Raw genomic sequence first — 12,242 nt, 5'->3', positions numbered from 1 at the left:
GGCAAGATGCGCAGCAGACACGAGTGGATGCGATCCGAGGTGTCGGAGGCCCGGCTCGTCGCAGAAGACACGCGCCTGATCGAGTTCACGGCCTTGGGCCGCTGGCAGCGGTTCGAGCCGGGCTCGCACATATATGTCCGGGCGCGGATCGGCGACGGGGTGGCAACGCGCACCTATACTTGCCTCCCTGCCCCGCCGGACCGGATACGAATCGCCGTGAAGCGCCACGCGAACAGCCGGGGCGGTTCGCGCTTCATGTGGGGCCTTGCAGTTGGCGACGCGGCCGAGATCACCGTGCCCGAGAACCGCTTCGAGCTTTCGTGGCGCAATGCGCCATACCTGCTGGTTGCCGGCGGTATCGGTGTGACACCGATCTACGGCATGACACTTGCGCTGCTCGCCCGAGGGGTACCGCTCCGCGTTGTCTATGGGGGCAGGCGCAGGCGGACCATGGCCTTTGCCGATGAGCTCGAGGCGTGCCTCGGTAACCGGCTCGAGTTGTTTGCCGCCGATGAAGGCCGGCGGATCGATCTCGTTGCCGAAATCGCCGCCCTGCCTGACGAAGCGGAGCTCTACATATGCGGCCCAATCGGCATGCTGGAGGCGGCAAAGTCCGCTTGGAGCGCGGCTCGGCGTCCAGTCGGGCGACTGCGATACGAAGTGTTCGGCGATAGCGGCGAGTTCGTGGAGGCGCCGTTCCAGGTCGAGGTGGCGCGCCGCAATGTCCTTGTAGACGTCCGGCCCGACCAGACGCTGCTGGAGGCCCTGGCCGAGGCCGGGGTCGAGATGATCTCGGATTGCCGCCGCGGCGAATGCGGACTTTGCGCGGTCGAGGTACTCGGCGCCGACAGCCCGATCGACCACCGCGACGTGTTCTTCAGCGCCGTGCAAAAGCAGGAAGGCAATCGCATGTGTGCCTGTGTCTCCCGCTTTGCCGGCGGTCGTGCGGTGATCGACGTCGGCTACCGGCCGTAGCTCCAAAGAGAACGGGGGCGCCATGGCGCCCCCGACGTCCATTGCCAGCGAGGTTGCTGTCAGCCCGCAACGAGCGCCTGGGCCGCCTCGTGCAGGGCCTTGCCGTCGAAGCCGGCGGCGGTGGCATCGGTGTACCATTTGTCGATGGTCGGCTGCGAGGCATCCTTCCAGCGCTGCGTCTCGGCTTCGTCGAGAGTGACGATGTCGTTGCCCGCATCCTGAGCAATCTTGAGGCCTACCGCGTCACCTGCATCCATCGCCACACCGAAGGCGCGCGCCGTCTCAACGCCGGCGTTCTGGTCGATCAGCGCCTTGAGATCATCGGGAAGGCTGTTGTAGCGGTCGAGGTTCATGGTGAAGGCAAAGGTCTGGGTGTAGAGCCCGTGCGTGCCCGAGAACCCGGTGTGGTTGTGCACCAGCTCTGCCACCTTGAGCGCCGGCGTAACTTCCCAGGGAATGGTCGTTCCGGTGATGACGCCCGTGGAGAGCGCTTCGGGCACCTGCGGCACCGGCATGCCGACGGGCTCGGCGCCCAAACCGGCGAGCAGGTCGTTGATAATGCGCGAGCCGCCGCGGATCTTCATGCCCTTCAAGTCTTCGAGCTTGGTCACCGGATCCTTGGTATGGAACAGGCCCGGGCCGTGTGTGTGGACGCAGAGGAGCTTGACGCCCGCGAACTCGTCGATCGAGTTGGCTTCGACAAACTGCTGGAACGCGACCGAAGTCGCTTCGGCCTTCGTAACCATGAACGGCAGTTCGAACACTTCAGACTTGGGGAAGCGACCCGGCGTGTAGCCCAGCACGGTCCAGATCAGGTCGACCACGCCATCCTTGGCCTGGTCATAGAGGTCCGGCGGTGCGCCGCCCAACTGCATGGCCGGATAGAGTTCGAACTTCAGCCGCCCGCCCGATGCCTCCTCGATACGCTGCACCCAGGGCGTAATTGCCTTGCTCGGAATTGTCGCCTGAGCAGGCAGCATCTGGTGCACGCGGAGCGTTGTTACGTCCTGCCCACGCACGATAGCCGGCGCGGCGAGGGCAAAGGTACCGGCAGCGGTACCAGCCAGAAATGCACGTCTCTTCATGGGTTCCTCCTACCCTGATTGGTCCTGACTATCTGCCGCGTTTCAGGTGCGCGGAAATGAGAAATACCGTGGATTTCATAACCCTACGGTTATACGGAAGCACGAGAGTAGCGGGCACCTGCATGTCGGGACCGCTGCGAACAGGCTCAATAGAGCCACCGCACCAGGAACAACGAGATCGGCGGAAAGGCGACGAGCAGGACTGTACGCACGAGATCGGAGACCAGGAACGGCGTTACGCCGGCAAAGGTCTGGCCCATGCTGGTTCCCTTGCTCATCGAGTTGATGACGAAGAGGTTCATGCCTACCGGCGGTGTTATGAGACCCACCTCGACGACGATGAGCACCAGGATGCCGAACCACAGGCCGAACTCCGCCGGCGGCAGGCCAAAGTCGAGCGCGGTGACAACGGGATAAAATATCGGCACGGTCAGCAGGATCATCGACAGCGAATCCATGAAACAGCCCAGGACCAGATAGAACACCAGCATCAGGATCAGCACGGCCCATGGATCGAAGCCCTGCTCGACGACGAAACTCACGGCCGCCTGCGGCAACTGGCTGAGGGCCAGGAAATTGTTGAGCGCCGCGGCGCCCAGGATGATGAAAAAGATCATCGCCGTGGCCTTGGCTGTCTGCAGCATCGAGTCGATGAAGGTGGCCCGGTTGAGGCCGCGGCGTGCCAGGGCGATGAGGGCCGTCCCGGCTGCGCCGATCGCCGCTGCCTCGGTGGGAGTGAACCAGCCAAGGTAGATGCCGCCGATGACCAGAAAGAAGATCAGCAGCACCGGCCAGATTGTCACCAGGAGTCGGAAGCGTTCTGCATAAGGCACGCGCGCATAGGGCTGGCCGGCCAGGCCGGGCCGCAGCCGCACGGCGACGGCAATCGCAACTATGTAGCCGACAGCCGCGAGAAGACCCGGGACCATCGCCGCGACGAACAGCTTGGCGATGTTGAGTTCGGTGAGTATCGCGAAGATGATGAGGATGACGGAGGGCGGAATGAGGATGCCCAGCGTCCCGCCGGCAGCCAGGGTGCCGGTCGCCAGCGCGCCCGAATAGCCGTGCTTGCGCAACTCCGGCAGGGCGATCTGGCCCATGGTTGCGGCGGTCGCCAGCGATGATCCGCAGATAGCGCCAAAGCCGGCGCAGGCGCCGATAGCCGCCATCGCCACGCCACCTCGACGGTGGCCCAGCCATGACGCCGCGGCATCAAACAGCTGCTTGGAAATCCCCCCCAGCGAGGCGAACTGCCCCATCAGAAGGAAAAGCGGTACGACCGAAAGGGAATAGCTCGAAAAAGTCGAGTAAGTCAGGGACTTGAAGAGCGCCAGACTCGGATTCCACGACTTCGTGATGAGGTAGTTTCCCAGCACACCGACAACCAACATCGCGAGGCCAATCGGCATACGCAGGAAGATGAGCGCCAGCAGGACGGGAAAGGACCATAGGCCCAGTTCAACATTGCTCATTCTCCGGCTCCCGAAACAGGTCGCGCCGGATTGGCCGACAGGGCGTTGCGACCCGAGCGGACAGCGCAGTAGGCGGCTGCGGCGACAAAGACCAGCGCGCCAGCAAGACCGCCCGAATACGATATCCACACCGGCAGGCGAAGTATGAACGTGGCTTCGCCGTTGCCGTACTTATCCAGCAGCCCGGCCGAGAGGCGCCAAGCCAGGAATGCAGCGGCAGCCAGCATGACCAGATCCCAGACGAACTCGGCAAACGCACCGATCCGCGCGGGGAACTGGTCCGTCACGATCGCCACGACCGCGTGGCCGCGCTCCAGATGACACCAAGGAAGAAAGGTGAAGACCGCGAACAGAACGCCGGACTGCATCAACTCGAAATCACCAGGAACCGGTCTGAGTCCCAGCGGGATGAGCGCGCGGCCAATAATGCTCGCGACGGTGATTGCGGTGGCTACGAGAAGAACACAGCCGCCAGCGATAGCGGCCGCCTTTGCCAGCCCGTGGACTAGACGTCCCAGAAGTGAATTGTCCAAACCTCGGGCTCCTCTCCCTGGAAGGATCGTGCTGGCGCGCTCTGCGGTAGTAAAATGAATTGTCCTCAACGGCCCACAACCCGGGAGTTATGGGATCTCCGCTCAGGCGAAGTTCGGTTTCCGCTTTTCGAGGAAGGCACGCAGCCCCTCCTCAGCATCGGCGCCAGTCTGGCTCAGGGCCGCTGCGAGGCTCTCTGCGTAGAGCCCGTCTTCGGCCGACATCTTGCCGATGCGGGCCAGCGACTGGATGATCAGATAATTCACGGTGGCCGAGTTCTGCGCGACCTGCCGGGCCAGTTCGCTCGCCTTGGCCAGCGCCTCGCCGGCCGGGGCAAGATGGTGCGCAAGGCCGAGCCTTAGTCCCTCCTCGGCCGTGTAGGTGCGCCCGGTCAGCATCATTTCGGTCAGTCGGTCCGCTCCGATAATGGCGCCGATCCGCACGCTGCCGCCACCGCCTACGAATATGCCGCGCTGGCCTTCGGGCATGCGGAACATGGTCCCTTCTTCGGCGACGCGGACATGGCAGGCCGCAGCGATCTCGAGCCCGCCGCCCATTACCGCGCCACTGAGCGCGGCGACCACCGGCACGCCGCCGAACTGGATGCGCTGCATGACACTGTGCCAGTTGCGCGAGTGCCGCATAACCTCGAGCGGCTCGCGCCGGACCTGCTCGCTGAGATCGAGTCCGGCGGAGAAATGTCCGCCATTGCCCGACAGCACGACCACTTTGACGCCGGCCGGGATGTCAGAGAAATAGGCATTCAAAGCTTCGATCAGCGCGTCGTTGACGGCGTTGCGCTTGGCGGGCCGGTTGAACGCCAGACAGGCGACGGGCCCTTCTTGCCGTACCGCCAGTTCATCGTAGGTGGTGCTCATTTGCTCCCTTCCGCCAACGGTGGATTTTGCACTATTGCATAACAATGCTGGAGCCCAGCAGACGAGACCGAACGGGATACCCGATGAGCCAAACCAAGCCCACACAGAGCTTCGACACCGGCGCGGTCAGCGGCATTATCGGCTATCGCCTGCGACGCGCGCAGGTCAGCGTGTTCCAGCAGTTCATGGCGCGGTTCGCCCAATTCGGGCTGACCCCCGCCGAGTACTCGGCGCTGGCGCTTATCGGCGCCAACCCTGGTAGCAAGCAAACCCAAATCGGAGAGGCGCTCGGCATCAAGCGCGCCAATTTCGTGACGCTCATCAACGCTCTCGAAGAGCGCGGCCTCACCGAGCGGCGCCAACCGGCGGGCGATCGCCGCGCCAATGCGCTGTTTTTGACCGAGGCCGGCGAGGCGTTCGTCGCCAAGGTCAACGCTGTCCAAGCACAGTTCGAGGCCGAGATGGTTGAGCAACTGGGCGGACAGAAGGCGCGCGACCAGCTTGTCGCGCTGCTGGATCGGCTGATGCCGGCTCAAGGCTGATCCCTCGAAAAGGCCGCGATCACTTCCTCCGGCACCGGCAGCGACCTCAGCTTTTTCGCATCGTCTGGATCGGCGCTGACCCATACCCGCGTTTCTCGCCCTTCAACGGCAAGCGCCCCGTCATTGAACAGCCTGTGCACCACCTCAAAGCTCGAGCGCTTGAAACCGGTGACCGTCGAGGTGATGGTGACCACGTCACCGAAACGGGAAGGCTTGATGAACCTGGCGCCGGTATCCACCATCGGGATACCGAGAATGCCGAAGCGCTTGATCCAGGCGATCTTCTTCATCCCCAATGCCACCTCGAACAGGTGCGCGGTCGAGCCATCGAACATCCGGAAATAGTTGGGGTAGTAGACGATCCCGGCCGGATCGCAGTCGCCGAACTCGATTTCCACATCACGGGAATTGGTGAGCATCACGCGTACCTATTTGGGCTGCATGCGGAGCGCGCCGTCGAGGCGGACGATCTCGCCGTTGAGGTATTCGTTCTCGATCATCGCAATTGCGAGCTGGGCAAACTCCTCGGGCTCCCCGAGGCGCGCCGGATACGGGATGGCGGAGGCGAGCGCTGCCTGCGTCTCGTCGGGCAATTCGGCAAGCAGGGGCGTCCTGAACAGCCCGGGCGCGATGGTCAGCACGCGGATGCCGAAGCGGGCGAGTTCGCGGGCCACCGGCAGCGTCAGCGCCGCGATGCCACCCTTCGACGCGGCATAGGCCGCCTGGCCGATCTGTCCCTCGAATGCCGCGACCGAGGCGGTGGAGACGATGACTCCCCTGCCCCCGTTGGGCCCCGGCGGGGCGACGCTCATTTCGGAAGCCACCAGCCGGATCATGTTGAAAGTGCCGACGAGGTTGACACGCACCACGCGCTCGAACGCGTCGAGCGGCATCGGACCATCGCGCCCGACGACCCGCGCGGCCGTGCCGATGCCGGCGCAGTTCAACAGGATGCCCGGGGTGCCAAGCGCAGCGCGGCTCGAGGCCAGCGCGTCGGTCGCGCTCACAGGATCGGCAACATCGCATCGGGCAAAGTGGCCGCCGATCTCGCGCGCCACTGCCTCGCCGCGCTCCGCGTTGAGGTCGAGGACAGCGACGCGAGCGCCGCGGCTCGCAAGGGCCTGTGCCGTTGCCGCCCCAAGGCCCGACCCGCCCCCGGTAACCAGCGCGACTGTCCCGTCGATCTGCATCTCAGGCCTCCGGGTTCTCGATCAGCACGGCGATGCCCTGCCCGCCGCCGATGCAGGCCGAAGCAATGCCGTAACGCAGCCGCGAGCGCTTGAGCTCGCGGGCCAGCGTCAAGGCCAGCCGCAACCCCGTCGCCCCCAGTGGATGCCCGAGGGCAATGGCGCCGCCATTGACGTTCAGCTTATCCTCGTCGAGCCCGAGCTCGCGCACGCAGGCAAGAACCTGCGCGCCGAACGCCTCGTTGATCTCGATCCGGCCGATCCGGTCGAGTGACAGGCCGACGGCGTCGAGCACGGCCCGTATTGCCGGTGCCGGGCCGATCCCCATGATGTGAGGCGGCACGCCCACGGAGGCACTGGCGAGAATGCGCGCCAGCGGCTTGCGGCCGGCGAGCCCCGCCGATGACCCCACCACGACCGCCGCGGCCCCATCGACGATGGCCGACGAGTTGCCCCCGGTCTGCACGCCACCGAATGCCGGTCGCAGCTTTGCCAGGACCTCGTAGGGCGACGGGCGGACGTGGCTATCCCTGTCCACGCTCTCGACGCCCCTTGCCAGCTTGATGCCGCGCGACTCGAGGCCATCAACGGCAAAGGCTTCGCTGGTAACGGGGACGATCTCGTCGTCGAAGAACCCGGCTTCGCCTGCCGCGATCGCCCGCTCGAAACTGCGAGCCGCGAACCGATCGACCTCCTCGCGGCCGATCCCATACTGGCGGGCGAGGTTCTCGGCCGTGTCCCCCATGCTGACGCATGCCGCCGGATCGTAGAGTGCCTCCCACAGGAAATCCTTGAACTCGACCTTGCCCATGGCAAAGCCGTTGCGGTGCGAGTAGGCGGCAATCGGGTTGCGGCTCATCGACTCGGCGCCGACCCCCAGCACCAGGTCGACGCGACCCAGCGAGACGGCATCTGCGGCCTGCGACAGCACTTCGAGGCCGGTGCCGCAGATGCGCTGCACCAGATGCGCCGGACGCTCCACCGGCACCCCTGCATAAAGCCCGATATGGCGCGGCGTGACATAGGCATCGAACGAGGCCTGGGCCATCGAGCCGGCGATGGTGGTGCCGATATCGGCCGCCGAGACGCCGGCCCGGCTGATGGCCGCGCGGGCCGCCTTGATGCCGAGGTCGATGGGCGAGATGTCGGCCAGCGCCCCGCGATAGTCGACGAAAGGCGTGCGCGCCCCGTCGACCAGCCAGGCGTCGTTGAAGGTGGCGCTCAAGGCATTGTGCTTGGTCACTCAGCGGGCCTTTCGATCGAAAATCATCACACTGGCAGGCGCCGGATCGGCGTAGAGATCGCTGACCAGCCCGGCTCGCGCCGTCATCACCGCCCGCTGGTTGATCGAGCCCTTGTCGGTGATTTCGCCCGCGTCGATCGAGGGGGGCGTACCGAGCAGGACTGCCCGGGCAATATGGCTGGCGCTGCCCGTCGCCCGCCCCGCCAGCGCGTCGAACCTCTGCTGGAATGCGGCCCGTACGGCCGGGTGTGCGACGACCACGTCGCCAATCGCCTCTGGCCCGAGCCCGGCAAGCAACCGGCAGGCCGCGAGGTCCGGAAAGATAACGGCGCCGATGTAGTTGCGATCGAGCCCGGTCAGCACGATGTCCCGCAGCAGCCCGGTCGCCGCCGCAATTGCTCCAGCCCGTACGCTGGCCATGTTGACCCAGGTGCCGGTCGAAAGCTTGAAGTCCTCGCTTACCCGTCCATCGAACAGGAAGCCGCGGGCGACGTTGCCCGGCTCCGCGAACTTCAGTGCGTCCCCGATCTTGTAGTAGCCTTCCTCGTCGAAGCACTCCGCGGTCTTGTCCGGCGCCTTCCAGTAACCGGGCGTGACGTTGGGGCCTTTGAGACGCAGCTCCAGCTTTTCGCCATCGGGGACGAGCTTGATCTCGAGCCCGGCAGCCGGCAGACCGACGAGGCCGGCGCGGTCCACGACCCAGGTCGTGGTAAAGGCAAACGGCGCTGTCTCCGTCGAGCCATAGCCGGTAATGATCATGATGCGTTCGCCCGTCGCGGCGCGGGCGGCGCTGTCGAGCCCATCCCACACGTGCTGGGACAGCGATGCTCCGGCATATTGCAACAGCTTGACCCGGCTGAAAAAATTGTCGCGCAGGCGCTCGTCGACAAGGAGGTGCTCGACCAGCAGCTCGTATCCCTTGGGCACATTGAAGTAGAGAGTGGGGGCGATGTCGGTGAGGTTGCGCACCGTCCGGCGAATGCCTTCGGGCGTCGCCATGCCATCGTCGACATAAAAGCTGCCGCCATTGTAGAGCGCAATGCCGAGATTGTGGCTGCCGCCCGCCACGTGGTTCCACGGCATCCAATCCACCAGCACAGGCGGCTCGTCGGCGAGGAACGCCAGCGCAGTCCGGATCATCTCCTGGTTGCAGGTCAGCATGCGCTGGGTGGTGATGACCGCCTTGGGCATGCCGGTCGAGCCGGAGGTGAACAGGAACTTTGCAATCGTGTCGGGCGTGACTGCGGCGTTGGCGGCATCGATTGCTGCGGTCGGCGTCGTTCCGAGCAAACAGCTGAACAGCCGGGCCACGCGCCCTGGCGGCGGGTTCTCACGCACGACCAGCGGGATAGCAGGATCGAGTGCGGCGGCAATCGCGGGGCCAAACTTCTCGCCGTCGCTGGCATAGACCATGCCGGGCTCGAGGAGGCCCGCAATGTATCTGAGCTTGGCGAAATCCTGCGACACCAGCGAGTAGGCCGGCGACAGCGGCGCATGCGGGACGCCAATCAGCATCGCGGCATAGGCCAGTAGCGCGTGCTCGATCTCGTTGCCGGACAGGATCAACAGCGGGTGCTCGGGCGACAATTGGGCATCGAGCAGCGCCTGCGCGAGAGGCCGGATAAGCCTGTTTGCCTCGGCATAAGTGATCGTGCGCCAGGCGCCGTCCTCGCCGCGGTCGGCGATGAACACCGCATCGGGGGTCGCCACCGCCCAATGCTCAAGCCGATCGGTCATCGAACGCGGGTAGGCGCCAAGCAACTCGAGCGAGCGCGCATAGACCGTCCCATCGGCGCGCGTGTCAGCTTCGGCACGCATCGTGCCCATTCGAACCGGGCGAAGGTGCAGCCCTTGCTCAGCGTTCATTGGTCCCTCCTCCCAACAATAGTTATGCTACATAACAAATTTGCCAAGTCAAGACCGTGTCGGGCAAGTGCAGAACACGACCAGAGCGCCGCCGTTTGCACTACGATCCGACGTTCTAGACAGAGCGCTCCATCCAGGAAGAGGCCAGCCCCCTGCAGGTCCACTCCGACAGGCTGCCCGATGATCCGGACGCTGTGCTCAGGGCGGTGGAGAGATGCCCCGGTTCTGCAGCGTGCTGCAGAGGTGAGGCGTCGCGCCCGGCCGGCGCCAGCGATGCGGTTCGAAAATGCCAGCCATGCAGATTTAGCTTGGTTTCTAATAGTTCCGCGCGTTGACGTCGTATGTGCACTTATTATATGTGCACTTATGAAATCGAACCTGAGCTACAAGCACCAAGCCCCGATGGGCTACCTGATCCACGAAGTCGCCCGGTTGATGAAGCGCCGCTTCGAGGAAGAAGCGAAGGTGCACGGCATCACTCTGCCGCAGTGGCGCGTCCTGGCGCAGATTGCGCTCAACGACGGGATTACCCAGGTGGCGCTGGCAACCGCGGCCGACACCGACCCGATGACGATCTCGGGCGTGCTCGACCGGCTGGAAAAGCGCGGCTTGATCGACCGCTACTCCGACCCCACCGACAGCCGCGCCAAACTCGCCCGGTTGACCGCCGAGGGCGAAGAGATTTTCACCACGGCCCGCAAGGTCGGGCTGGCGATGTACGAGGCCGCACTCGAGGGGGTGACCCCCGAGGACCGGCAGACGGTGATCACTGCCCTCTCCAGAATGCGCGAAAACCTATCCGGCCAGACGGCCGATCTCGAGGAAGTCTGATTATGAACGCCCGCGTTACGCCCCCTGCTCCCGGTGAAGCCAAGCCGGTCACCACGTCAGCCGTTGAGGCCAGCAAGCCCGAGGCCGCAGCTCCGGCAGCGCCTGAGGCCCCGGCCAAGAAGAAGCGCTCGGGCCGCCGGCTCGCCATCATGCTGGCGGTGCCGGTGATCCTGGCAGCGGGCGGCGGCTATTTCTGGCTGACCGGCGGGCGGTATGTCGAAACCGACAATGCCTATGTGCAGCAGCCCAAGGTGTCGATTTCCTCCGATGTCGCCGGCCGCATCGTTTCGGTGGCAGTCAAGGACAACCAACAGGTGAAAGCTGGTGACCCGCTGTTCGCCATCGATCCGGAACCCTACCGCATCGCGCTCAGCCAAGCCGATGCGGCGCTCGCCACGGCGCGGGTGAATGTCGAACAGCTGCGGGTCGGCTATTCCATCGCCAAGGCCAAGCTCGATGCCGCCAATGCCACCCTCGCCATCCGGCAGAAGGAGTGGGACCGCGCCTCGAACCTGCAGAAGCAGGGGATATCGGCCGAGTCCGCACTCGATGACTCGCGCCTCGCGCTGCAGCAGGCTGAGAGCAACGTGGCGCTGGAGCAGCAGGACGTGGCCAATGCCACGGCGGCGCTCGGCGGCGACCCCAACATCAAGACCGACGATCATCCGGCAGTGCGCGCGGCCCTCGCGGCCCGCGACAACGCCCAGCGCAACCTCGACAAGAGCACGGTGGTCGCTCCGGCCGCCGGTATCGTCAGCCAGGTGGCGAGCCTCAATGTCGGCCAGTTCATCAATACCGGCTCGACCATCGCGACGCTGGTCGAGACCGGCGACACCTGGGTCGAAGCCAACTTCAAGGAGACGCAACTGACCACGCTCGCCGTCGGCATGCCGGCCGAGGTGAAGGTCGATGCCTATCCGGGCCTCGCGATCGAATGCCAGGTGGCTTCGATCGGCGCGGCGACCGGTGCGGAGTTCGCGCTGATCCCGGCGCAGAATGCCACGGGCAACTGGGTTAAGGTCACGCAGCGCATCCCGGTCAACATTGCCTGCGGTACTGGCACGGACCTGCTCCGCGCCGGCATGAGCGCCACCGTCAACGTCGACACCAAGCCCGCAGGGGCCGAGGCTGCCGAAGGCCAGAAGGCGCTGTAAAATGGCCGCCGCAGCCGCTGTTTCGGCGCCCACCGTCGTCGTCAAGAACAAGGGCCTCCTCACCGCCGCCATCATGGTGGCGGTGATCATGCAGGTGCTCGACACCACGATCGCCAATGTCGCCCTGCCCCATATGCGCGCCAGCCTCGGCGCGTCGCAGGACGAGATCAACTGGGTGCTGACCTCCTACATCGTCGCCGCGGCCATCGCGACGCCGCTCACCGGCTGGTTCTCCGACCGCTTCGGCCGGCGCAACCTGCTGCTCGCCGCGGTGGTCGGCTTCACCGCGGCATCGCTGCTTTGCGGCATTGCCACCAACCTCGCGCAGATGGTGGCCTTCCGCGTCATCCAGGGGATCTGCGGCGCCATGCTGGTGCCGCTGGCCCAGGCGACGATGATGGACATCAACCCGCGCGAACAGCTCGGGCAGGCGATGGCGATCTTCGGCGCCGGCATCATGTTCGGGCCGATCATCGGG

Annotated in this window: 13 protein-coding genes; 5 read left to right on the top strand and 8 right to left on the bottom strand. The window is 65.2% G+C overall.

Annotated features, from left to right (window positions below; genetic code table 11):
• Positions 1-6 precede the first annotated feature (6 nt).
• The gene (locus tag VGV07_RS02395; protein ID WP_326867090.1) at positions 7-975 is read left to right on the top strand and encodes a PDR/VanB family oxidoreductase; all 969 of its coding nucleotides are present in this window, start codon (positions 7-9) and stop codon (positions 973-975) included.
• Positions 976-1,034: 59 nt separating this feature from the next.
• Here VGV07_RS02395 and VGV07_RS02390 read toward each other — a convergent pair whose 3' ends face one another.
• The 4 genes from VGV07_RS02390 to VGV07_RS02375 form a co-directional block, all read right to left on the bottom strand.
• Complete coding sequence (locus VGV07_RS02390) at positions 1,035-2,060, bottom strand: TRAP transporter substrate-binding protein (protein WP_326867089.1); 1,026 nt, start codon at positions 2,058-2,060, stop codon at positions 1,035-1,037.
• A 146-nt stretch (positions 2,061-2,206) separates the two neighbouring features.
• Positions 2,207-3,532, bottom strand: coding sequence for a TRAP transporter large permease (locus VGV07_RS02385; RefSeq protein ID WP_326867088.1), 1,326 nt, complete (start codon positions 3,530-3,532; stop codon positions 2,207-2,209).
• Entirely contained in the window at positions 3,529-4,065 is a 537-nt protein-coding gene (locus VGV07_RS02380; RefSeq protein WP_326867087.1) for a TRAP transporter small permease, read from the bottom strand. The genes VGV07_RS02385 and VGV07_RS02380 overlap by 4 nt, the downstream gene beginning before the upstream one ends.
• 102 nt (positions 4,066-4,167) lie before the next feature.
• Positions 4,168-4,941: a crotonase/enoyl-CoA hydratase family protein gene (locus tag VGV07_RS02375; protein WP_326867086.1), complete on the bottom strand. Its 774-nt coding sequence runs from the start codon at positions 4,939-4,941 to the stop codon at positions 4,168-4,170.
• A gap of 83 nt (positions 4,942-5,024) precedes the next feature.
• On the opposite strand from VGV07_RS02375, the gene VGV07_RS02370 reads away from it, so the two are divergent.
• Positions 5,025-5,483, top strand: a complete 459-nt coding sequence (locus tag VGV07_RS02370; RefSeq protein WP_326867085.1) for a MarR family winged helix-turn-helix transcriptional regulator — start codon at positions 5,025-5,027, stop codon at positions 5,481-5,483.
• On the opposite strand, the gene VGV07_RS02365 is transcribed toward VGV07_RS02370, so the two are convergent.
• From VGV07_RS02365 to VGV07_RS02350, 4 genes are read right to left on the bottom strand one after another with little or no spacing between them, the layout of a single operon-like run.
• Positions 5,474-5,902, bottom strand: a complete 429-nt coding sequence (locus VGV07_RS02365) for an acyl-CoA thioesterase (protein ID WP_326867084.1) — start codon at positions 5,900-5,902, stop codon at positions 5,474-5,476. The two genes, VGV07_RS02370 and VGV07_RS02365, sit on opposite strands and share 10 nt — an antisense overlap.
• Before the next feature lie 9 nt (positions 5,903-5,911).
• Entirely contained in the window at positions 5,912-6,673 is a 762-nt protein-coding gene (locus VGV07_RS02360; protein ID WP_326867083.1) for an SDR family NAD(P)-dependent oxidoreductase, read from the bottom strand.
• A gap of 1 nt (position 6,674) precedes the next feature.
• Positions 6,675-7,913: a thiolase family protein gene (locus VGV07_RS02355; protein ID WP_326867082.1), complete on the bottom strand. Its 1,239-nt coding sequence runs from the start codon at positions 7,911-7,913 to the stop codon at positions 6,675-6,677.
• On the bottom strand, positions 7,914-9,779 hold the full coding sequence (locus tag VGV07_RS02350; protein WP_326867081.1) for a feruloyl-CoA synthase: 1,866 nt from the start codon (positions 9,777-9,779) through the stop codon (positions 7,914-7,916).
• 366 nt (positions 9,780-10,145) lie between these two features.
• Here VGV07_RS02350 and VGV07_RS02345 point away from each other — a divergent pair, with 366 nt between their 5' ends.
• The 3 genes from VGV07_RS02345 to VGV07_RS02335 all read left to right on the top strand — a co-directional run.
• Positions 10,146-10,610 carry a MarR family transcriptional regulator gene (locus VGV07_RS02345; RefSeq protein ID WP_326867080.1) on the top strand — a complete coding sequence of 155 codons (465 nt, stop codon included), beginning with the start codon at positions 10,146-10,148 and terminating at the stop codon, positions 10,608-10,610.
• Positions 10,611-10,612: 2 nt separating this feature from the next.
• A complete protein-coding gene (locus VGV07_RS02340) occupies positions 10,613-11,764 on the top strand; it encodes an HlyD family secretion protein (protein WP_326867079.1) in 1,152 nt (383 codons plus the stop codon).
• 1 nt (position 11,765) lies between these two features.
• Positions 11,766-12,242, top strand: a 477-nt coding sequence (locus tag VGV07_RS02335; RefSeq protein WP_326867078.1) for an MFS transporter, incomplete at its 3' end; no start/stop codon positions are given.

It is taken from the genome of Devosia sp., assembly GCF_035944845.1.
Taxonomy (GTDB): Bacteria; Pseudomonadota; Alphaproteobacteria; order Rhizobiales; family Devosiaceae; genus Devosia_A.
This window is presented reverse-complemented; position numbering and strand designations above follow the sequence as displayed.

Bases quoted from the DNA above. Each gene is read 5' to 3' on its own strand.
- VGV07_RS02340 (WP_326867079.1), top strand. From the start codon at position 10,613: ATGAACGCCCGCGTTACGCCCCCTGCTCCCGGTGAAGCCAAGCCGGTC.
- VGV07_RS02350 (WP_326867081.1), bottom strand. From the start codon at position 9,779: ATGAACGCTGAGCAAGGGCTGCACCTTCGCCCGGTTCGAATGGGCACG.
- VGV07_RS02395 (WP_326867090.1), top strand. From the start codon at position 7: ATGCGCAGCAGACACGAGTGGATGCGATCCGAGGTGTCGGAGGCCCGG.
- VGV07_RS02385 (WP_326867088.1), bottom strand. From the start codon at position 3,532: ATGAGCAATGTTGAACTGGGCCTATGGTCCTTTCCCGTCCTGCTGGCG.
- VGV07_RS02375 (WP_326867086.1), bottom strand. From the start codon at position 4,941: ATGAGCACCACCTACGATGAACTGGCGGTACGGCAAGAAGGGCCCGTC.
- VGV07_RS02360 (WP_326867083.1), bottom strand. From the start codon at position 6,673: ATGCAGATCGACGGGACAGTCGCGCTGGTTACCGGGGGCGGGTCGGGC.
- VGV07_RS02390 (WP_326867089.1), bottom strand. From the start codon at position 2,060: ATGAAGAGACGTGCATTTCTGGCTGGTACCGCTGCCGGTACCTTTGCC.
- VGV07_RS02365 (WP_326867084.1), bottom strand. From the start codon at position 5,902: ATGCTCACCAATTCCCGTGATGTGGAAATCGAGTTCGGCGACTGCGAT.
- VGV07_RS02345 (WP_326867080.1), top strand. From the start codon at position 10,146: ATGAAATCGAACCTGAGCTACAAGCACCAAGCCCCGATGGGCTACCTG.
- VGV07_RS02370 (WP_326867085.1), top strand. From the start codon at position 5,025: ATGAGCCAAACCAAGCCCACACAGAGCTTCGACACCGGCGCGGTCAGC.